This is a genomic window from Clostridiales bacterium FE2011 (genome assembly GCA_017569305.1).
Taxonomy (GTDB): domain Bacteria; phylum Bacillota; class Clostridia; order Christensenellales; family Aristaeellaceae; genus Aristaeella.
Genome location: CP069418.1, coordinates 2,981,748 through 3,003,255, shown reverse-complemented (window position 1 = coordinate 3,003,255; position 21,508 = coordinate 2,981,748). Strand labels below are relative to the sequence as shown.

Genomic DNA, 21,508 nt, shown 5'->3' with positions numbered 1-21,508 from the left:
ATGATTTGGGTAACAACTGCTATGCTACAGCTGTCAAAGTTCTGTAAGAACTTTGGTAACAGCGATCGCAGAATTATGAATTAATCATTTCTTTCGCCAGCTGTTCGATTTGCGTCTTATTCTCTTCCGTCATGGCGGACAGGATCTTCACCTCTGTCTCCGCGAACGTTGTGTTCTTACAGCCTTCCAGCATGCCTTTCATCACTTTCGCTGCCGTCGGGGCCCAGCTGCCGTTCTCAATGAAGCCGATCTTCCGGTTCTGGTAGTTCCGTTCCGTCAGGTGCTCAATGAACTCCCTCATGAAGGGGAACACATCAGCGTTATAGGTTGTGGTAGCCAGCACGATCTTTCCGTACCGGAAAGCGTCCTCCACTGCTTCCGCCATGTCGTCCCGGGCCAGGTCGCTGATGGCCACCTTCGGGCAGCCCAGTTCCTGCAGCTTCGCCGCCATGAATTCGGCCGCCTCTTTCGTATGGCCGTACACGGAGGTGTAGAATACAGCAACACCCTCGGTTTCCACGCCGTAGGAGGACCAGGTGTTGTACAGGTCCAGGTAGTAGCCGAGATTCTCATTCAGTACCGGTCCATGCAGCGGGCAGATGATCTGGATATCCAGGGCCGCAGCCTTCTTCAGCACTGCCTGTACCTGTGCACCGTACTTGCCCACGATGCCGAAGTAATACCGGCGGGCTTCGCAGGCCCAGCCTTCTTCGTCCTCCGCGTCCAGCGCGCCGAACTTGCCAAAGGCATCCGCGGAAAACAGCACCTTGTCTGTGCTGTCATAGGTGAACATGACTTCAGGCCAGTGGACCATGGGCGCAGTCACAAATGTCAGCACATGGCTGCCCAGTTCCAGCTTGTCCCCTTCCTTCACCACAATACCACGGCCGGTATAATCCGTACCTGTGAAGTTCTTCATCATCGTAAAGGCCTTGGCTGTCGCAACCACCTTGGCTTCCGGATACGCTTCCATAAAAGCGGCGATACCGGAGGAATGATCCGGCTCCATGTGCTGGACGATCAGATAGTCAGGCTTCCTGCCTTCCAGCGCAGCTTCCAGATTGCCCAGCCACTTCTGCACAAAGTGCCGGTCAGCCGTATCCATCACGGCCACCTTTTCGTCCAGGATCACATAAGAATTGTACGCCATACCTTCCGGCACGATGTACATTCCCTCAAACAGGTCGATCTCATGATCGTTCACCCCGATATAACGGATATCCTTTGTCACATTCATCTTGTATTATCCTCCCGGTTTCAATCTTATATAATTCTACCACAAGTCCTCACCCCGGACAATTATTATCATTGACTGAATGGCTCAACACATCGTTGAGCAAATAGTTTGGCTCATAATGGGTCGGCAAAGCCGTCCCATTGTGTCATTTCGAGCGAAGTCGAGAAATCCCTTAATACGTCGAAGACGCATTAAATCAAAGGAACAGATTCCTCCGGAATCTGTTCCCTCCACCATTTTTAAGTCTTCAGTTTTAAGTTTTAAGTATTCATTTAGTGCCAAATCAGAAAAATCATTGAGATTTTCCTGATTTGGTGATACAATTCGTCGGCGTACGATTTGACACGCAATGGATTTCTGAAAGGAAGCGTAGCCTTTTATGCAGACACTTTTGCTGCTTGCTCTTGCCCTCTTTGCCGGTCTGCTGATGACACGGCTTTTTGTCAAATTCCGCCTGCCGGACGTTACCGCCTATCTGGTAGCCGGTATCCTGATCGGACCCTGCGTGCTCGGTCGTCTGGGGGTGCCCTGCCTGGGCTTCAACACCGCGGATCAGGTGGACTCCCTGTCTATGATCTCTGACGTGGCCCTGGGCTTCATCGCCTTTGCCATTGGTCATGAATTCCGTCTGTCTGCTCTGAAGCAGACCGGAAAGCAGGCTACCATCATCGGTATCCTGCAGGCCGTGGTTGCCACCATTTGTGTGGATATCGCCCTGGTCGCCCTGCACTTCATCATGCCGGACCTCCTGCCCATGCCGGTAGCCATCACCCTGGGCGCCATCGCCGCCGCAACCGCTCCTGCCGCCACCCTGATGGTTGTCCGTCAGTACAAGGCCAAGGGTCCGGTTACGGACGTCCTGCTGCCCGTCGTCGCCCTGGATGACGCCGTCGGCCTGGTGATTTTCGCTGTTTCCTTCGGTATCGCCCAGTCCATGAAAAACGGTACCACCCATATTGCAGCGCTGATCATTGAACCGCTCATGGAGGTTATCCTTTCCATTGTCTTCGGCGGCCTGGTGGGCATGGGTCTTACCTGGCTGGAGCGTTTCTTCCACTCCCACCGCAACCGTAATGCCCTGATCGTCGGCAGCGTGGTGCTCACCGTCGCCGTCAGCCAGCTGAAGATCCCGATCGGTCCTTTCACCTTCGGTTTCTCCTCCCTGCTGGTCTGCATGATGCTCGGCACCATCTTCTGCAACTTCTGCCCCCTCAGCGAGGACCTGATGCTGCAGGCGGACCGCTGGTCCGGCCCGGCCATCACCCTGTTCTTCGTACTCAGCGGTGCGGCGTTGGATTTCAGCGTCTTTGCGGATCTCTCTGTGGTACTGATCGGTGTGGTTTATATTCTCTTCCGTTCCATGGGTAAGATCCTCGGTGCCCACTGGTCTTCCTCCCTGGCGAAGAGCCCCGAAACTGTCCGGAAATGGCTGGGTATCACCCTGCTGCCCCAGGCCGGTGTTGCCCTGGGAATGTGCAGCACAGCCTACCGGGTTCTCGGCGGTGCAGAAGGCACCCTGATCCGGAACATCGTCTTGTTCTCCGTGCTGATCTATGAACTGGTTGGTCCTTCCCTCACCAAGTGGGCCCTGACCAAAGCCGGTGACATTCAGGCCAAATCTCCTGATATGCTCACCCGCCGCCAGCGCCGCCTGCAGGAGATCACGAAGCCTGTTCCCCCGGCTTTCGACAAATAAGATTCTCAGCCTCCCTTCCCGGTGAAGGGAGGTTTTCTTATTCTTCATTAAACAGTTTCTCTCCTGAATGTGATTGTGCTATAATTTCCATGTTGTGTTTGTAAAACATGACAGGAGGTAACCAATGAGGATGCGAGATAACAACTCGGTGCAGTTCTTTAAAACTGACAGCAGGTTGCACCGAGTAAACAGGCAGTAACAGAATCTGTTGTCAGGAACTGCACCTTTCTTCCCGATATCAATCATAAAAAGAAAGGAACGCAGAATAATGAATCATCAGGAATTAAAAGAACTCTGGAAACAGGAAGAAGCCATCGCCCACATTCACGGCTGGGACTTTTCCCACATCGCCGATAAGTACGAAGAGGAACATGATATCCCCTGGGACTACGACAGTCTTGTCCGTCAGTACCTGAAGAAGGATATGAAGCTCCTGGACTATGACACCGGCGGCGGTGAATTCCTTCTTTCCTTGGGACATCCCTATGAGAACACCGCGGCAACCGAAGGCTTCCCGCCCAACGTGAAGCTGTGCCAGGAAAAGCTGATTCCCCTGGGAATTGACATGAGGGAATGCTCTGACCCAGCTCATCTTCCATTTGGGGACAGCTCCTTTGATCTGGTCATCAACCGTCACGGGGATCTTTGTCCTGAAGAGCTGTACCGGGTGCTGAAGCCCGGCGGACTGTTTATCACCCAGCAGGTTGGTAACCGGAATGACCTGGACCTGGTGCGGATGATATTCCCTGATACAGCGGATCCCACTTCCGGTCTTCACCTTTCAGTACAGCAGAGCGCTTTCGAGCAGGCCGGTTTCGAGATCGTCAGGGCGGAAGAACACTATGGACAGATCCGCTTCTATGACGTGGGCGCCTTTGTCTGGTTTGCCCGTATCATTGAGTGGGAGTTCCCCGGTTTCTCTGTGGACAGCTGCTTTGACCGTCTGCTGCGGATGCAGGCACAGCTGGAGAAAAAAGGCAGTATTGACGGAACCACTCACCGGTACCTGATCATTGCCCGGAAGCCCCTGAAATAAACCGTATAAACCAGAGTGGTTTCAGCAAGTGCTGAAACCACTCTTTTATTTCATTCAAAACCTTTTTTATTCTTGAAGGTCCGTTCCTTTTTTGTTATCATCGCAGTACAAAGAACAATAACGGACAAATACAGGAGGCCGCGGATGAATACAAACATCTTCAAAAGAAACGAGCTCCTTGCGCAGAAAGTCATCAAAGGGCTGGAATCCCGCAATATGAGCGGATACTATGCTGCCTCAAAGGAAGAAGCCCTGAAGCTCGCCCTCAGCCTGATTCCGGAATACAGCACCGTCACCATGGGCGGTGCCATGAGCGCTCATGAAATCGGCCTGGTGCAGGCCGTCAAGGACGGCAATTATCATTTCATTGATCGGGATGCTATGGAAGATAAGCGGGCCGCCATGCTGGCCGCCTATGACGCGGATGTCTTCCTTGCCAGTGTGAACGCCATGACAGACGACGGTATCCTCGTGAACATTGACGGAAACGCCAACCGCGTCTCCGCCATCTGCCAGGGCCCGAAGGAAGTACTGTTTATCGTGGGGATGAACAAGGTCTGCGGTGATCTGGACAGTGCCATGAAGCGTGCCCGGAACATCGCCGCCCCGACCAATGCCCAGCGGTTCGGCCTGTCCACGCCCTGTGCGAAAACCGGCAAGTGCATGGACTGCAAAAGCCCGGATACCATCTGCTGCCAGTTCCTGATCACCCGCTTCAGCCGCCATGCCGGCCGGATCCACGTAATCCTGGTAAATGACTCCCTTGGTTTCTGATTAATCCATAACGGAGTAAAGTGATGAAAAAAGGATTGTCTCCCGTTACCCTCCATTACACGCTTATTACCGGCGGGTTCTGGATGGCCTTCTGTGTGGTTACCGCCTATGCCGCCGTCTATCTGCAGGGTATCGGCTGCTCCAATGCCGAGCTCGGCCTCATCCTGGCATTGGGCAACGTGGGCGGAGCACTGCTCAGTCCTGTCCTCGGCGCACAGATTGACCGGAACCGGAATCTCCGTCATGCCTCGGTAGTGAATGTGCTGCTGGCCATTCAGGTGGCGCTGCTCATCGTCCTGCGGGTACATCCCCGCCGGGATTTTTTCAATGCTGCCTGCTATGTGCTGTACATCACCGCCATGATGCCGGTCAACGCCATGAACCTGGATCTGTGCGTACGGCTGGAGCGGGCCAAGGCACCCCTCAATTTCGGTTTTGCCCGTTCCATGGGCAGTTTTTCATTCGTCATCCTGAGCACCCTTCTGGGCATCATTACAGCCCGCTGGGGCCATCTGTCCCTGCCCTTTGCCGGCTTGGCTGTTGTCCTGCTCCAGTTCGCCGGCAACCGGCTGATTGACCGGGATCTCCGGGAAGCTGAAACCGCCATGCCGCCTGCTGAAACAGAAATCCGGGAGCAGTCTTCCTCCCTGCCCGTCTTTATCCGGGAAAACAGGATGTTCTGCCTCATGCTCTTCGGTACTATTATCATCTTCATCGCGCACAACATGGACGGCAACTTCCTGATCAATGAAATCCGTGCTCTCGGCGGAGATACCGCCATCATGGGCTATGTAGCTGCCTTCACAGCCATCACGGAAGTGCCCATTATGATGTTCTCCTCAAAACTGCCGAAAAAGTGGGATACGGTGCATTATATCCGTCTCTCCTTTGTGTTCTTTGTTCTGAAGATCCTGGCCTACGCCCTGGCGCCGACCATTCCGCTGTTCTTTGCCGCCCGCGTACTCCAGGCGCCCAGCTACGCCCTCTATACTGTGCTGATCGTCAGCTACGCTGACCGTCAGGTAGCCCGGAAGGATTCCGCGAAAGCCCAGAGCCTCGCCTTCAGCATGACAACCATCGGCTCCGTGTTGGCCAGCCTTATCGGCGGACAGATGTTCGATACCGCCGGTGTCAAACCGACTATGCTCACCGCCGTCGCTATCTGTGCTGTCGGCACGGTCATTGCATTGTTCGGCACACGGCAAGTAAAAGGCCGTGCAAACTCTACACTCTAAACTCTTCACTCTCCACTCATCACTGATTTCTCAATCAAAAAAACTCCTGCGATCTTCGCAGGAGTTTTCTCCGCCATTCTTCAGTTTTAAGTTTTAAGTTTTCATTATTCATTGGCTGAGGTCGCATTCATGCGTCCTCAGCCCAACCCCACCCTGAACAGGTACAGCCACAGCCTGTTCTTATACTTCTCGTACAGTCCCCGTTTCCGGTACATATTCTTCAGATGCCAGTACAGTTCTCCCTTGATCCGGGTATTCTCTGCCGGGTGCTTTACGCAGTCCAGCACCTGCCGGATGGAGGTACTGTTTGCTGTACGCCGGTAATCATACAGGGAATCCTTCATAAAAGACACCTGATTCACTCCGGAAAAATAATCCATTACAAAGGCGAAGTCCTCACCCCAGGTCAAGTCTTCCTGGAAATGGCAGCCGCACTTCTCCACGATCTCCCGCAGGAACAGTTTGTTCCACAGCACACCGTAGAAATAGGAGTTGGCATGATCACACAGGTGGCGCATCATCTCTTCACTGGGAACTGTATCGTCCCGCCCCGCCAGATTATGGAAACTGCGTCTGTCGCCGAAATACTGATCATATCCGCCGATCACCAGCTCGGAGCCGTCCTTCTCCGCCCGCCGGACCATCCGCTCGATGGAATCCAGCGGCAGTGTATCGTCTGCGTCAATGAAACGGATATATTTACCTTCACACTTGGCCAGGCCCGCATTCCGCGCATAGGAAATGCCAAGATTACCCTGGGTGATCACGGTCAGACGTGGATCTTTTTCTGCGGCTTCCTTTGCCATCGCCGCTGTCCCGTCTTCACTTCCGTCATCAATAAGAATAATCTGCAGATTCTGCCATGTCTGGTTCAGCAGGCAATCCAGCAGACGCGGCAGGGTTTTTGTCACATTATAAGCCGGAATAACAACGCTGACCATAGGTTCAGACTGTGCAGGATTCAAATGTTTCATCTCCTGTCGTTCTTTTTCGGAACTGTCCATATTTTACCATGCATCCTGCTGTTTGAAAAGCTGTCATCCGTCCCCTCAGCTGGACAGAACTGTGAAAACCGGATAAAATAATAGAGATATAGTTATGGAGAAAGGAGACGCCGGCATGAATCAAAAGCTGAAGAGTGTCCTCAGCATACTGTTCATCGTTCTCTCCTTTGTCGCCGTCTTCTGTATCGCTTTCGGCAATCCCGAACTGGCTAACGCCTGGGATACGCTCCGCAGCCTGGATGCCCGCTGGATTGCCGGTCTGCTGCTTTGCTGGGCCGCCTATACCTTCTTTGATACGCTGGGCACCTGGTACTGCCTGAAAAAACAGGGTTTCCGTCTGAACCTCTGGACCGTACTCAGCGTCACGCTGATCGGTTTCTTTTACAGTAATATCACCCCCGGTGCCAGCGGCGGCCAGCCGATGCAGGTCAATTCACTCCGCAAGGCCGGTGTTCCTGTAGGAAACGGCACCACCTCTGTCACCATCCGGCTCATCGCCAATCAGTTTATGGTTTCCCTGCTCAGCCTGCTCTTCCTGCTGTTCAACCGTTCCTTTGTTTATCAGCAGCTTGGCGGCGTCATCTGGGCGGTCCGCATTGGCTGGATCATCAATTTCAGCGTAGTTCCGCTGGTACTGCTGGCCGCTTTCCGTCGTACACTCATCCGTAAGCTTGCCTCCGGCCTGATCGGGCTCCTGGCCCGGATCCGGCTGATTAAAGACAAGGAAGCCGCCCTCAACGGAACATACGAGGTGCTGGACACCTACCATACAGCCATCCGCGACCTGCTCTCCTCTCCCGTGCAGCTGCTCTTCCAGTGCCTGTGCAGTACGCTGAGCATGCTTGCCCTGACCGGTTCCATTGTCTTTGTCTATTATGCCTTCGGGCTTTCCGGCACTCCCTGGTATCATCTGCTGACCCTGGGCCTTCTGCTCTTCGTCAGTGCCAGCTATACGCCCCTTCCCGGTGCCAGCGGCGCCCAGGAAGGCGGTTTCATGTGCTATTTCAACGGAATCTTTCCAGGCGGAACAAAAGGCCTTGCCCTTTTGCTCTGGCGTTTCTTTACCTATTACCTCTTCCTGTTTGTCGGTGTGATCACGCTGTTGCTGGAGAAAATCGGCCTTTGCGGCCATACCCGCAAACAGGATAACGATCCGACGAATCAAACGGAGGATGCTGTATGCTAAATTCTGTCAGGTATATTGCTGCCAGGCCAACCGCTTCACCGGTCCCTGGCGTTGTTCAGGTTGCCAATGATCTCAAGGAAACTGTCAATGACGCGGCTAAGAGTGCCGGTGGTTTTCTCTCCCATCTGCCCCAGCTTGTCAGCCGCCTGCTGATTGCCGGCGCGGTACTGATCGTAGGCCTTCTTCTCCTGAAGCTCGGCAAACTGATTATTGTCAAGGTTTCCAGACGGCGCTGCCAGAATGGCCGCGTCAACACCCAGCGGTCCGAAACCTTCCGGTCCATCATCACCAGCGTTTTCAGTTATATTATGTTCTTTATCCTGGCCACGATCATCCTTCGCCTCTTCGGCGTGGACGTTACCTCCATCCTGGCCGCTGCCGGGGTTGTCGGTATTGCGCTGGCCTTCGGTGCCCAGACGCTGGTCAAGGACCTGCTTTCCGGTCTGTTCATCTGGGGTGAAGGCTCCATTGCTGTCGGCGACCTGGTCAGCATCAACGGACTGGACGGCACAGTGGAAACCATTACCATCCGGACAACTTCCATCCGCAACTACAACGGAAACATCTACTGCATCCCCAACGGCGATATCCGCACCATCACCAACATGAGCCGCGGTTTTAAGCGGGCCATTGTCAATATCCCCTGCCCCTATGAGGAAAACCAGGAGCGCCTGGTGAACATGGTCAAAGAGGAAATGGAGATCGCCGCCAAGGAAGTGGAAGGCATGAAAACCGTACCGGATGTCATGAGCATCGTCGCTTTCGACAAGAATTCAGTCCGGCTCCAGGTGGCCGTTGTCTGTCCTGTCGGTGAGCACTGGCGTATTGAGCGTGAAATCCGCACCCGGGTCAAAGCCCGCTTTGACCGTGAAGGTATCATTATGCCCCACTACACCGTTCCCGAATCCGACGCCTGAAAAAATACTCATTCAAAAGGAACCGCCTGTCTGAAAGACAGGCGGTTTTCAGCTACTTGATGATTGTCAATTGATCGGTTTCCACATGGCATGGAAGGAAAAGAATTTCCACTCCCGCCTCCGCCGCTTCCTGCATTGCGCTGCCAAACTCCGGGTGTGTCTGTATATTCGGCCTCACTTCCATGATTCCATCCATCTGGATTGCAAAAGCAATCACTGTCCTGTACCCGTTCTTCACGGCATTTGCCAGTTCCCGGAGGTGTTTGACGCCACGATCCGTCGGAGCGTCAGGGAAATAGCCGATCCCGTCTATTTCCAGTGTGCAGCCCTTGACTTCCATCAGTGTCTTTTCCATGCCCCGTTCCAGATAGAAGTCGATTCTGGAGTCCCCATAGGTATATTCCGGAATAATAACGTCATACCCCTGCCGTTCCAGCCATTCCCGCACAACAGCATTCGGTGCCTGGCTGTCAATGTTGACCAGCATGCCGTTCTCCTTGCGGACGGTCACCAGGTCATACTTTGTCTTTCGTCCTTCCGTTCCCGGTGCGGTCAGCCAGACCTCCGCCCCGGGCAGGAGCAGTTCCCTGCACCGTCCCGTATTCTTGACGTGTACCGTCTCCCTGCGGCCGTCCATCTCCACATGGGCAATAAACCGGTTCGGCCTGTCCAGAAAAGTACCTTTTGTAATATTGCTGTATCTCATACACTTCTGTCTTTCAAATCAGTCTTTGGAAAAATATCTGCAGCCGAATCATATCATTGTTTTTGTCCATAGTGCAAGCCATCTGACAAAGGGGCTTTATTCCGTCTGTTGACATCCTGTAAAAGCATGATAGAATGACCGTTGCAATCAGTCGTTTGCCTGCCGGAAAGGTTTTATTTCAGGCCCGGACCGGCTGTTTATCTGGAAGAGGAGTCGTCAGAAACAAGTGCGGGAAAGAAGCAGATTTGACCGGTCCATGCTTGGTACGGTCTTCACCCTGGCCTGGCCTACAATGCTGGAACAGCTGACTCAGACAGCTGTCCAGTATATCGATACGGCAATGGTCGGTTCCCTGGGCACACAGGCCACAGCTGCCGTCGGTGCTACAGGCACGGTAAACTGGTTAATCGGCAGTGTCGTTTCCGCTGTTGGAATCGGTTTTCTCGCCTTTATCGCCAGGAAGATCGGTGCCGGCAGGCCGGACGAAGCCAGGAAAGCCAGTGCCCAGGCCTGTACCATTACCCTGCTGCTTGGTTCACTGCTGACCCTCCTGACGGTCATGGCTGCCGGTCATGTACCGGCCTGGATGCAGGTGGATCCCGCCATCCGCGGTCTTGCCTCTGAATACTTCCTGATCATCTATATCCCTATGCTTTTCAGGACAGCATCCATTCTGCTCGGAACCGTCCTTCGTTCCGCCGGAGACACCCGGACGCCGATGCGGATCGGCCTGATTGTGAACGGCATCAATGTAGTGCTGAACATCCTGCTGATTTATCCTTCCCGTACATTATCCGTTCTGAATCTCTCCATTCCCTTCCCGGGCGCCGGTCTCGGCGTGAAGGGCGCTGCTCTGGCCAGCGCTGCTTCCTTTGTCTATGGCGGCCTGGCCATGACGCGGGCCTTATGGAAGCATCCCTCTATCTCACCGGTCGGCCAGTCCTTCCGGCCTGATCCGGTGATCCTGCGTCCCTGCTTCCGGGTTGCCCTTCCGAATCTGGCCCAGCGCTTCGCCACTTCCTGCGGCTATGTGGTTTTCGCCTCCATGATCAATGCCCTCGGCGGAATATCCACTGCGGCCCATACCATCGCAAACACGGTTGAGAGCGCCTTCTATATTCCCGGTTGGGGTATGCAGACAGCCGCGGCTACCTTAAGCGGAAACGCTTATGGTGCAAAGGATCATGACAGGCTGAAACGTCTGGGAAGTACAATCCTGCCGCTCGAGGTAGGTCTGATGATCGTCTCCGGCGGCCTGCTCTTCCTGTTTGCAGAGCCTTTGGTCCGCCTGTTCAGTGCGGATGAGAATGTAGTCCGCCTGGGAACCACCGTCTTGCGCATGGTTGCGATCTCCGAGCCGTTCTACGGCGTTCCGATCGTCGTGGAAGGCCTGATGCAGGGTGTCGGAAAAACTACAGCACCCTTTGTTTACAACGTTATCTGCATGTGGGCTGTCCGGATTGCCGGAACCTTTGTTTGCACGCAGCTTCTGGGTCTGGGGCTGATTGCAGCCTGGGGCTGTATGATCGGCCATAACATGCTGCTTTTTGTTTTCTTTGTCTGGCATTATCTCACCGGCCGCTGGGATCCCTTCATCAGCCGGAAATAGCAATGGAGGTTACGCAAATGGATTTATCCAACCGGAATACAGATCCCAAAACCCGCAGGGAGCAGCTCAGGCAGCTGTATCTCAGCCAGAAGCAAACCCTGGACACGTTCCTGAATAACGGAGCCATTACAAAGGCCCAGTATGATAAATCCCTGGGTGACCTGACAAAGAAGATGGGAATAACTCCGGAAGAGGAATAAACCGTCTGAAGCCGAAAAAAGGCCTCTGTTTCTGTTGAAACAGAGGCCTTTTGTGTGCAGTTTCGTGGTAATGCCTTATCTTGCTTACACCGTTTCACCTTCGATGATTTTTCCGACTACGGTGACCTGCTTCGGTATGTGGGTATCCGGATACTCTATCGCGTCAATCAGCATGCTGAATACTTCCTGGGCAATCCTTGTGCAATCCTGGCTGAATGTTGTCAGACGTGGGGTAATAATCTGGCTCATAAGTGTTCCGTCATATCCAACCAGGGCAATATCTTCCGGCACCTTGATGCCCTTCGCATGCAGCCGCGCCATCGCGCCCACAGCGCTTCCATCATCCGGACAAAGGACGCAGGTAGGCCGGTCCGGAAGTTTCATCAGCTCAAGGATATCCTCCGTGCAAGCCACAGCGTTCTGGAAAAGTCCTTCACGAACATATTCCACCGGAACCCTGACGCCCAATTCAACACATGCTTTATAGAAACCGGCCAGGCGCTCACGACTGACCATTCCCTTCTGACCCTGGATAATGGCAATTTTCCGGTGCCCATGCAGGTATACATAGCGGACAATCTGTTCCATACTGGCCCGGTTATCACTGGTCACACAATCAACGCCTTCATAGGTGTGGTCAACAATGACCGTGGGAATGCTGCTGGTTGCAAGATGCATAATTCCGGCGGCATCGAAATCCGCCTGGACAACAATTACACCGTCCAGGCATCTTTGCCGGGCATTCTCATAATACTGCTGGCCTGTAAAGTCACCCCGGCCTATAAAGGTCAGGTCATATCCAAGTTTCTCCGATTCACGCCGGAGGGAATCGAAAAGGGTGCTGAAATACACATGGGTCATCATATCTTCATAGATGATACCAATGTTGTTTGATTTGCTTGTCTTCAGCGTCCTGGCGGCTGCATTCGGATAATATCCCATTTCTTTTGCCGTCTGGCAGATAAACGCAGTCCTTTCCTTGCCTTCATTGGTTAAACCGTTTAAAGCGCGTGAAACAGTCGCAATTGAAACACCGCATGCCTCAGCTATATCCTTCAGTCTGACCATATCCGAACCATTTCTTTCTGCTAGATTGTAATCGTTTTCTGCCATTGTTTATTGTAAACCAAGCTTGTTAATCTTGTCAACGATTACATAGTCATACTCAATGGATAGTTTTTGTTCTTTAAAGACAAGGGGACGGTTCTTTTGTCTTGTTGGAGCTCGGCGGGATTCGAATTCCGTTCGCTCAATGGTCGCCTGAAACCCTTGGAGCGGGTTCCGTTCTCCCTTTCGCACTAACAAACTCGCCTCACTTCCGGCTTCGCCGGACAGCACACCGTGCTGACATTCGGCTCCTTTGCCACTCCCTACGGTCGTATGGTTCGGATCCCTGCCTGGCTCAAACCAACAGAAAAAGCTCTCCACAAGGGAGAGCTTTTCTGCTTTATTCGTTTCTGTATTCTGTGTAAAACGGATGCATATCATCCAGCCGCAACAGCATGGGGCTTCCTCCGTCTGCCGCTCCGGTATCAATATCCACCCAGGTTTTCGTCACAAGCATCTGACCGTCTGCACCCACACCATACTCATGCGTCGGCGTATGACCGATAATGACCAGCTTGTTATCCCAGTATCTGTCTTCCAGGATCGGACGCGTCCACATCAGTTCAAACGCATCGTATTCATCCATTCTTTTCTCCGGTGCGAAATCCTTCAGTCCTCCATGCACCAGCACAAAGCGCTTCATCGGCACAGCTGTTTCCACATATATTGGAGCCGACCGGATATAATCCAGCAGCCTGTTCAGCTCTTCCGGATCTTTTTCCTTCAGTTTCATCATGTTTTCTATGGTGATAGAACTGCCGTTCCGGTTCCAGTGTTTCAAAGCGCGTTCCTGCTCCGGCGTCAGTGATTCTTCCTCTGCCTGGCTCTCATCCCTGGTAAACAGGAAATCGCATTTCAGCAGCATATCCTCATGATTGCCCTTGATGAAGGTCACATTCTCCTGCCGCATCATCCAGCGCAGCATAGCGATTCCACCATCGCCGAAGCGGTCAATCACATCCCCGATTACATACAGATGATCTGATGACGAGAAGCCCGCCTTTTCAAGCAATTTAAGAAATTGGTCCAGAGGAAATCCATGTAAGTCCGAAGTCGCAAAAAGCATTGTTGTTTCCAGTCTTTCTGATCGTTCTGGTATCACCGCGTTCATAACGCGTTTATGAATACTATCACACATACGTGCACAAAACAAGCCAACAGGACAAGGGAACGATTCTTTTGTCTTGTTCACAGGTCGTGGGTTCGGATCCCTGCCGGGCTCAAACCAACAGAAAAAGCTCTCCACAAGGGAGAGCTTTTTCTGTTGGTGAGCCCGGCGGGATTCGAACCCACGACCTTTTGATTCGTAGTCAAACACTCTATCCAGCTGAGCTACGAGCCCACATACTGTCCGTGACAGCTAAAGTATAATATCACAATGTTTTTGCACTGTCAACGTTTTTTTGCACCTTTGCATTTAATATCCTTCTCTGTTTTCTTGTAACTGTTCCCTCTTTTGGTTATAATATAAAGGTTGATTGAACTTTCAGGAGGTTTTTCATGGCTGTCAGTCATTCTATTCTTTCCGCCGTCTTCAGCGACGAGTCTCCGGATTACCGCTTCCCTTCCGAGCCGGACTGCGGGGATTCTGTCCGGATCCGTCTGCGGGTCGCCAAGGACAGTGCGGAGCGTGTTATTCTGCTTTTTGAGTCCATCACTGTCGGCACAATGATGTACAAGATCAAAAGTGATGACTTTTTTGATTATTATGAAGCCGGTATCATCTGCAACGAAAATGAGGTTATCTACCGTTTCCTGATTGAATGCCCGGACGGTACTAAAATCGCTTTTGACAAGAGCGGTGTCCGCGCTGATGAACATCATGTCCCGGATTATAACCCGGCATATGCCTTCCGCTTCATTCCCGGTTTTCATGTTCCAGACTGGGCTAAAGGCGCCGTTCAGTACCAGATCTTCCCGGATCGTTTCTGCAACGGAGACCCCTCCAATGATGTTGTGGACAATGAGTACTATTACACCGTTGGCCACTCCAAGCATATTGCTGACTGGGATGCCCTGCCCGGTGATACGGATATCCGCTGTTTTTACGGCGGCGATCTTCAGGGTATCCTGGATAAACTGGATTACCTGCAGGATCTGGGAATTGAGGTTCTTTACCTCAATCCGGTCTTCGTCTCCCCTTCCAGCCATAAGTACGATTGCCAGGACTATGAGCATATTGATCCCCACTTCGGCGTGATTACCGACGATATGGATCATGTCATGCAGGCCTGGGAAAAGCATAACGGTTATGCGCCCAAGTATATCCGCCGCGTCACCAGTAAGGAAAACCTGGAGAAAAGCGATGCGCTCTTTGCCACCCTCTGTCAGGAGCTTCACCGCCGGGGAATGAAGATTATCCTGGACGGCGTATTCAATCACTGCGGTTCCTTCAATAAGTGGATGGATCATGAAGGGATATATCTCGGAAAAGCCGGTTTCCAGCCGGGTGCCTACCAGAGCATCCACAGCCCCTATCGCTCCTATTTCCACTTCAACGACTCCGGCAACGGCAGAACCCCCATGTATGAGGGCTGGTGGGGCTATTCTACCCTGCCTAAGCTGAATTATGAAGATTCTCCCGATCTGTGCGAAGAAGTGTATAAAATCGCCGAAAAATGGCTTTCTCCGCCGTATTGCATCGACGGCTGGCGCCTGGACGTTGCAGCCGACCTGGGACACAGCACTGAATTCAATCATAAATTCTGGCAGACCTTCCGTGCCCGTGTCAAAGCTGTCAATCCCAATGCACTGATCGTTGCGGAGCATTACGGCGATCCTACCGCCTGGCTGAACGGCCGTGAATGGGACAGCATCATGAATTATGATGCCTTTATGGAGCCGGTAACCTGGTTCCTCACCGGTATGGAAAAGCATTCTGACTCTTACCGGGATGACCTGTACCAGAACGGCTCCGCCTTCTTCGGGATCATGGCGGACAAGATGTCCCGGTTCAAATATCCGTCCCTCATGTGCGCGATGAACGAGCTCTCCAATCATGATCATTCCCGCTTCCTGACCCGCACAAACCGGATGATCGGCCGGATCACCACTCTGGGTTCCGGCGCCGCAGCTGCCGGGATTAACAAGGGCGTTTTCCGGGAAGCTGTCACCATCCAGATGACCTGGCCCGGCGCCCCCACCGTCTACTACGCTGATGAAGCGGGTCAAGTAGGCTGGACAGATCCGGATAACCGCCGCACCTATCCCTGGGGACATGAAGACCAGAGCCTCATTGATCTGCACCGGGATCTGATCCGCCTGCGCCGTACCCTTCCCGTGCTGAAGACCGGTTCCATCAAGCCGCTGCTGGCTGATTACGGACGGATTGCCTACGCCCGTTTCACCAGTGATTCCCGCTGCGTGATTGCCGTAAACAACACCGGAAACCTGACGGACTTCAGGCTTCATGTCCGGGATGCCGGAGCGCCGGAGGGGGAAACCTTCCGTTGCTGCATCCAGACCACCCAGGACGGGCATCTGGCAAGCAACGAAGTCTGGGGCATCGTCACGGACGGCTTCCTTACCTTCAATCTCCCCCCGTTCTCATCCATTGTCCTGAGCAACGCGGTAATTGAAGGCAGCGAAAACTGATGAAATAATATGGGGATCGGAACAAGTTCCGATCCCCCTGCTTTTTGCACACCGGATATTACTCATACCTTTCGGTGTGCCTTTTTTCTTTCTGGCGGTACAATTCCTCGTCGCTTCTCTGGATGCATTCCTCAATGGTGGATAATCCGTTCATATGGATAACCACCGCTCCGCAGCTGGCCTCCACATTGAATGCCCTGTCTTCCTGCTTGTTCAGGGCTTTCAGCTGTTTCTGGAAGTCTCTCATAAACCGCTTGGCGGCCTGGTCATCCGCCCTGGGCATCACCGCCAGGAATTCATCGCCGCCCATACGGGCCAGGATAGTGTCCTTCGGGGCAGCCCTGCGGATCGCGTCACCCGTCAGGCGGATGGCGTAGTCTCCCGCCTGATGGCCGAAGGTATCATTGATCTGCTTCAGCCGGTCCATATCAAAACTGATAAAGGCCGCGCTTTCCCCCATGGCACACAGCCGCTGCCAGATTGGTGACAGCTGCTCTTCCAGGCCACGCCTGTTCAGCAGCCGCGTCATCACGTCCGTGATGCTGCTCAGTCTTCTTTCCTCATACAGCACCTTCAGCTCATCACGCTTATGCATATTGCTCAGTGCGCCGGAAAGAATGATATTCCAGTGCTGGAAAAAGTTCGTAGGCACTTCCCCGGGCTGGTAGTGGAACAGTGCATAACCATATGCCTTTTCCCGCTGGTGCAGCAGAACCAGGTACAGCACCTGCGGTTCATCCGCCCGTTCCGCCATCTCCGGCAGCAGCTTGCAGCGGTCAAAAGTAATCATCGGCATCCCGTGATCCTGCCGGTCTTTCATTACATGAACCAGGCAGGCTTTTTCTGTTTGTTCCTCCGCGAAAACAGGCTCGCCGTATACGTCTTTTCCTTTCTCAAACAAACACAGGTAATAGTCCCGCACCATCCTGGTATCATCCATCTTGTTCACCAGCACACGGTGCAGATCCTTCAGGTCATCGCAGGCGTTCAGCTCAATTGTCAGGTAAGTCATGCTGACTTCCCGGGAATTCATGTTGTCCACCAGTTCAGCCCGTTCCATGCTGGTTTTGACGTAGAAGTCTTCCCCGCGTCCGCCGCAGCCGCAGCTTTCCCCGAGGATCAGCTGCCCGCCAATGGCAATCCGCTTTATTTCTTTCTTCCCGTTTTCCCCGTATTCGCCGCGGATCTGCCTGTCCAGTTCCTCCATGGCTTTGGAAGCCATCTCTTCAAAATTCTGTTCAACAGTTGTCAGCATCGGCTCATTCAGCGCAAAGTTCTGCACGTTATCAAAGCCCGTAACGATGACGTCCTCCGGGATTCTCAATCCGTGCTTCTTCAGTGTCCGCATCAGCCCGATTGCCATGAAGTCGTTAGCGCATACCACCGCTTCCGGCCGGCGTTCAGTGTCGGAGAAAAAGGCTTCATAGGCCATATCTCCGCAGTTCAGCCACATGGTCCCATGGGCAATATCCTTCTCCTCGTCCACAGGCAGTCCATGCAGGGCCATTTCTTCTTTGTAAACCTGCAGCCGTTTTTCTCCGTCCGGGTGTCCTTCATAACCGGCAAGGAACACCACCCGTTTCAGTCCGTGATCCTCCAGCAGGTGCTTCATCAGCGGGCGGATTGCCAGGTTCTCATCCGTATAGACACAATCGTATTCTTCTTCCTGGTGTCGGATTGAAACAACGGGACATTTCGCTCTTCTCTTCAGCTCCTCATAAAGCTGGTCCCTGAACCCTTCGATCTCATAAGTGTCAGGCGCTACTATAATCCCGTCCAGCTGTTCAATCGGAGCAAAGGAGAACATTCCCCTTTCCTGGCTGTCATACTCATTCTGGCTGGAGAAAAAGCCAACTGTCGTGAAGATAATCACGTCATAGTTGAGCCGGTGTGCTTCCTCCTCCAGGGCATGATACACCGCATTGTCAAAAACCGTATAGGCTTTGCAAAGGAAGACTCCGATGGTCTTTCTTTTGCCGGCTATCATCTTTCCACCTCGTTCCGGGCACATATACTGTACCGTCCCGGATTCATATCGTTGACATGAAACCGGGAAACCGTCAGCTGGTGCCTTTTTATATTGAATATGCGTCTGATTGCGTGTAGGAAATATGTTGCGAAATCGTCTGGTTACAGCATTTCGTTTTTTCTTTCCGCTTTATGCGTTTTTCTTCTGTATGTCTGTGTTCTAAGTAACTCTTTTTGTTTTCGGATGCACGTTCTCGCTTTTTCTGCATATATTATAACACATTTCGGTGATATGTAAATTACATGATACGGATTTTTATTTGTTTTTCTTGTAACTTTTATGTAACTATGCGCTTTTCCCCACAAAAAAAGCATCCGGTATGATACCGGATGCCTGTTTATCGGTTATTCAGCTCTTCATGAATCGTGCCTGGCGTTCTACCGTTTCAGGATGAATAGCGTACAGGGAAGCCTGCTCCTTGTCGATCTTGCCATCCCTGAGCAGTTTTGCCAGTTCAGTATCCATGGACAGCATATCCGCACCGCCGCCGAAGATCGCGTTATCAATCTGATGCGTCTTTCCTTCGCGGATCAGGTTCTGGATAGCCGGATTGACGCACATGACCTCAAATACCGGATGCAGCGTTCCGTCCTTCGTCAGGATCAGCCGCTGAGATACAACCGCACGGAGCACCATGGAAAGCTGCGCCCGGATCTGGTTCTGCTGGTTGGCAGGGAAAGCGTCAATCACACGGTCAATCGTCTTTGCCGCGCCCAACGTGTGCAGGGAGGACAGCAGCAGATGACCTGTTTCCGCCGCCGTAATGGCAGTGGATATGGTTTCTATATCCCGCATTTCGCCGAGCATAATCACGTCCGGTGCCTGGCGCAGGGCCGCACGCAGTGCACGGGCAAAGCTCGATGCGTCTCCGGGAACCTCACGCTGGCTGACAATGCATTGCTTGTGCGGATGCAGATACTCGATGGGGTCTTCAATGGTAATAATATGGCCGCTGCGGGTTGCGTTAATCTGGTCTACCAGGCAGGCCAGCGTGGTACTTTTACCGTTGCCGGCAGGTCCCGTTACAAGAACCATGCCGCTCCGCAGATCAGCAAGCCGCATAACCACGTCAGGAATATTATAGGTTTTCGGATCCGGAACGCCGAACGCGACAACACGGCAGGTCATCGCAAGGGAGCCCCTTTGACGATACGTATTACAGCGGAAACGGCTCAGGTCACGTACGGCGAATGAAAAGTCATCATCGCCCTCGTTGATGAGCGTATCCTGTTCCCGCCGTGCCAGCTTGTATGCTCTTCCCACCAGCACAGCAATATCATTCGGCAGGGCCTTCTCTTCAGAGATCGGGATCATCTTGCCGTGTGATTTTGTCATGATATGGGATCCGGGCACAACAAACACGTCGGATCCATGATATTCCAATGCTTTTCTCAGGATATCATCGAGCGTTTCTACCATTCCCAATCATCCTCCGGCTCTTCAACTGCCAGCTTATGAGAGATCCATTTGGCCCGCTGCGTATCCTCAATGGGAAGCAGCTGTATGATACACTCAAGGTTGCGGTTGTCCAGGGGTTCGGTCCAGGTGACCCGGTCTTCATCCAGTGTCATGCCTTCCGGCAGCATTTCCTTTACTTTGTCCAGATATGCCTGCATATCCGTCGTTTCCTTCCGGGCAGATACCAGCACGCTGTCCAGCCGGGCGAAGTTCTGTTCGCTTTGCGCGTTCAGTTCATAAACCTTCTGTACCATTTCAGCACTTCTGGTGCAGAGATTATAATCGTTCTTCGCGGCGATCTGTGTCAGCATGGCAAGCATGCACAGGGAAAGCACCACCACAATCAGGATCAGGGACGCGGCGCCTGGTCCCAGGGCTATTTTACGCTTGTTCACGGACTCACCTCCCTGGGAATATACCGGGTGGAAGGCAGGGTAATCAGCGTCTGTTCTCCCTGAACGCCTGTGATTTCATAGGATCGGAGCGTTCCGGATTCGGTTTCTTCGCTTTTGAGAACCACCTTCAACAGGTATCCGTCCTTCTGCAGTTCCCAGCTGCCATCCTGGCCTGTAAATCCGTAAGATGCGAGTACGGCATCCGGATCATCCGAGGCATACAGATCCTCTGCGATGTTTTCGGCCTCCAGCATGGAAGCATTGATTGTGTGGGCCGTCCTGCTCTTCAGCTTGGCGCTGGCAAAGATCTGTACCAGAATCCCCGCGGAGCACATGAAGAAAAAGATTACAAGCAGCAGTTCAATCAGCAATGTATTGGAGCGGCTTCTGCTTTTCATTTCACTGCACCTCCCGTCCGCAATGCCATCCGGATGGTGCTCTTCGTACCGGCTGGTGTTTCCAGCTCCACCGTCAGCATATTGTTTTCTATGGAAGGTACAAAACCGTTCAGTTCACACAGGGACTCGCCGTTGTCAGGTTTGAATTCGACGCCTTCACTGTTATAGCTTTCCCACAGGAAGGAACGGGGTTCCCCGTCCAGGGGATCCGGATCCATCGCGCAGTACAGTCTCTTATAGTACTTCACGCCGTCATATTCATTAACCACTGACAGGGCAGTAATGTCATCACTCAGCTGCTCAATCTGTACGTCCCCGCCGTCCTCAGCCCATACGGCACTGCGGATCACCGCGGATGCGATCCGGGAATGATTGTTTTCTTCAGCACTGTCCACTGTGTTCTTGTAAATCTGAGCACCCATGGTCACCAGGAAGGCGCTCAGGCAGGCGAACAGGGACAGGAGCAGCAGGACAAATACGCTCTGGATAATACGGGGAGAACGGGAAACAACAGGCTTACTCACTTGTCCATTTTCCCTCCCCTCTCTGCAACCTTAATGGAAGGCATCAGGTTGGATGCCAGGGGCTCATAGAATACGTGATACTTTTCTTCGTTGTAGGACAGGTGATAATGCTCGCGCAGATACTCGAGATCGTCCGGATAGACGCCTTCCACGGCGTAGCAGGTCAGCGCCGCGTTTTTGACGGCGTCCCGTACGATCTGAAGCTCCCGTCCGTTGTTTTTGGTTGTGATACTGTTAATCAGCAGGACAAAAGAAAGAATCAGGACAATGAAAATGGCGATGGATGCAACATCTTTTTTATTCATTTTCATCTTCTTCCCTCCTCCCCGCTTTTCTTGTTTTGCACATCACAAATGAACATTGAACGCACACTCATTCAATTCTTCATTTTCATCTTTCATTC

20 protein-coding genes and 1 tRNA gene are annotated in these 21,508 nt (G+C 52.8%); 9 read left to right on the top strand and 12 right to left on the bottom strand.

Features of this window, described 5'->3' with window-relative positions; translation table 11 throughout:
* Nucleotides 1-73: 73 nt before the first annotated feature.
* A complete protein-coding gene (locus JRC49_13495; protein ID QTE70787.1) occupies nucleotides 74-1,237 on the bottom strand; it encodes an FprA family A-type flavoprotein in 1,164 nt (387 codons plus the stop codon).
* Nucleotides 1,238-1,616: 379 nt separating this feature from the next.
* Here JRC49_13495 and JRC49_13490 point away from each other — a divergent pair, with 379 nt between their 5' ends.
* The 4 genes from JRC49_13490 (at nucleotide 1,617) to JRC49_13475 (ending at nucleotide 5,978) form a co-directional block, all read left to right on the top strand.
* Nucleotides 1,617-2,933, top strand: coding sequence for a cation:proton antiporter (locus tag JRC49_13490; protein QTE70786.1), 1,317 nt, complete (start codon nucleotides 1,617-1,619; stop codon nucleotides 2,931-2,933).
* Nucleotides 2,934-3,201: 268 nt separating this feature from the next.
* Entirely contained in the window at nucleotides 3,202-3,969 is a 768-nt protein-coding gene (locus tag JRC49_13485) for a methyltransferase domain-containing protein (protein ID QTE70785.1), read from the top strand.
* Nucleotides 3,970-4,113: 144 nt separating this feature from the next.
* On the top strand, nucleotides 4,114-4,743 hold the full coding sequence (locus JRC49_13480) for a lactate utilization protein (GenBank protein QTE70784.1): 630 nt from the start codon (nucleotides 4,114-4,116) through the stop codon (nucleotides 4,741-4,743).
* A 23-nt stretch (nucleotides 4,744-4,766) separates the two neighbouring features.
* A complete protein-coding gene (locus tag JRC49_13475; protein ID QTE70783.1) occupies nucleotides 4,767-5,978 on the top strand; it encodes an MFS transporter in 1,212 nt (403 codons plus the stop codon).
* 137 nt (nucleotides 5,979-6,115) lie between these two features.
* Here the strand turns inward: JRC49_13475 and JRC49_13470 are convergent, their stop codons facing one another.
* Nucleotides 6,116-6,943 (bottom strand): glycosyltransferase family 2 protein, encoded by an 828-nt coding sequence (locus JRC49_13470; protein ID QTE70782.1) that lies wholly within the window; start codon nucleotides 6,941-6,943, stop codon nucleotides 6,116-6,118.
* A gap of 154 nt (nucleotides 6,944-7,097) precedes the next feature.
* Between JRC49_13470 and JRC49_13465 the strand changes: the two genes are divergently transcribed.
* Both JRC49_13465 and JRC49_13460 read left to right on the top strand, forming a co-directional pair.
* The gene (locus JRC49_13465; protein ID QTE70781.1) at nucleotides 7,098-8,168 is read left to right on the top strand and encodes a flippase-like domain-containing protein; all 1,071 of its coding nucleotides are present in this window, start codon (nucleotides 7,098-7,100) and stop codon (nucleotides 8,166-8,168) included.
* A complete protein-coding gene (locus JRC49_13460) occupies nucleotides 8,162-9,085 on the top strand; it encodes a mechanosensitive ion channel family protein (GenBank protein QTE70780.1) in 924 nt (307 codons plus the stop codon). Before JRC49_13465 ends, JRC49_13460 begins: the two co-directional genes overlap by 7 nt.
* Nucleotides 9,086-9,137: 52 nt before the next feature.
* On the opposite strand, the gene sfsA is transcribed toward JRC49_13460, so the two are convergent.
* Complete coding sequence (gene sfsA, locus JRC49_13455) at nucleotides 9,138-9,791, bottom strand: DNA/RNA nuclease SfsA (GenBank protein ID QTE70779.1); 654 nt, start codon at nucleotides 9,789-9,791, stop codon at nucleotides 9,138-9,140.
* A 256-nt stretch (nucleotides 9,792-10,047) separates the two neighbouring features.
* Between sfsA and JRC49_13450 the strand changes: the two genes are divergently transcribed.
* Nucleotides 10,048-11,400 (top strand): MATE family efflux transporter, encoded by a 1,353-nt coding sequence (locus JRC49_13450; protein QTE70778.1) that lies wholly within the window; start codon nucleotides 10,048-10,050, stop codon nucleotides 11,398-11,400.
* A gap of 17 nt (nucleotides 11,401-11,417) precedes the next feature.
* Nucleotides 11,418-11,600, top strand: a complete 183-nt coding sequence (locus JRC49_13445) for a hypothetical protein (protein ID QTE70777.1) — start codon at nucleotides 11,418-11,420, stop codon at nucleotides 11,598-11,600.
* A gap of 84 nt (nucleotides 11,601-11,684) precedes the next feature.
* Here JRC49_13445 and JRC49_13440 read toward each other — a convergent pair whose 3' ends face one another.
* The 3 genes from JRC49_13440 to JRC49_13430 form a co-directional block, all read right to left on the bottom strand.
* Entirely contained in the window at nucleotides 11,685-12,668 is a 984-nt protein-coding gene (locus JRC49_13440; protein ID QTE70776.1) for a LacI family DNA-binding transcriptional regulator, read from the bottom strand.
* A 379-nt stretch (nucleotides 12,669-13,047) separates the two neighbouring features.
* Entirely contained in the window at nucleotides 13,048-13,773 is a 726-nt protein-coding gene (locus JRC49_13435) for a metallophosphoesterase (protein ID QTE70775.1), read from the bottom strand.
* Nucleotides 13,774-13,972: 199 nt separating this feature from the next.
* Nucleotides 13,973-14,049: transfer RNA gene (locus JRC49_13430), tRNA-Arg, on the bottom strand.
* A gap of 158 nt (nucleotides 14,050-14,207) precedes the next feature.
* Here JRC49_13430 and JRC49_13425 point away from each other — a divergent pair.
* The gene (locus tag JRC49_13425; protein QTE70774.1) at nucleotides 14,208-16,301 is read left to right on the top strand and encodes an alpha-glycosidase; all 2,094 of its coding nucleotides are present in this window, start codon (nucleotides 14,208-14,210) and stop codon (nucleotides 16,299-16,301) included.
* 58 nt (nucleotides 16,302-16,359) lie between these two features.
* On the opposite strand, the gene JRC49_13420 is transcribed toward JRC49_13425, so the two are convergent.
* The 6 genes from JRC49_13420 to JRC49_13395 form a co-directional block, all read right to left on the bottom strand.
* On the bottom strand, nucleotides 16,360-18,288 hold the full coding sequence (locus JRC49_13420) for a GGDEF domain-containing protein (protein ID QTE70773.1): 1,929 nt from the start codon (nucleotides 18,286-18,288) through the stop codon (nucleotides 16,360-16,362).
* 390 nt (nucleotides 18,289-18,678) lie between these two features.
* Nucleotides 18,679-19,749 (bottom strand): PilT/PilU family type 4a pilus ATPase, encoded by a 1,071-nt coding sequence (locus JRC49_13415; GenBank protein ID QTE70772.1) that lies wholly within the window; start codon nucleotides 19,747-19,749, stop codon nucleotides 18,679-18,681.
* A complete protein-coding gene (locus JRC49_13410) occupies nucleotides 19,743-20,183 on the bottom strand; it encodes a hypothetical protein (protein QTE70771.1) in 441 nt (146 codons plus the stop codon). The genes JRC49_13415 and JRC49_13410 overlap by 7 nt, the downstream gene beginning before the upstream one ends.
* On the bottom strand, nucleotides 20,180-20,581 hold the full coding sequence (locus JRC49_13405) for a hypothetical protein (protein QTE70770.1): 402 nt from the start codon (nucleotides 20,579-20,581) through the stop codon (nucleotides 20,180-20,182). Before JRC49_13405 ends, JRC49_13410 begins: the two co-directional genes overlap by 4 nt.
* Complete coding sequence (locus tag JRC49_13400) at nucleotides 20,578-21,105, bottom strand: DUF4860 domain-containing protein (GenBank protein QTE70769.1); 528 nt, start codon at nucleotides 21,103-21,105, stop codon at nucleotides 20,578-20,580. The genes JRC49_13405 and JRC49_13400 overlap by 4 nt, the downstream gene beginning before the upstream one ends.
* Complete coding sequence (locus JRC49_13395) at nucleotides 21,102-21,416, bottom strand: hypothetical protein (protein ID QTE70768.1); 315 nt, start codon at nucleotides 21,414-21,416, stop codon at nucleotides 21,102-21,104. The genes JRC49_13400 and JRC49_13395 overlap by 4 nt, the downstream gene beginning before the upstream one ends.
* Between the last annotated feature and the right edge of the window lie 92 nt (nucleotides 21,417-21,508).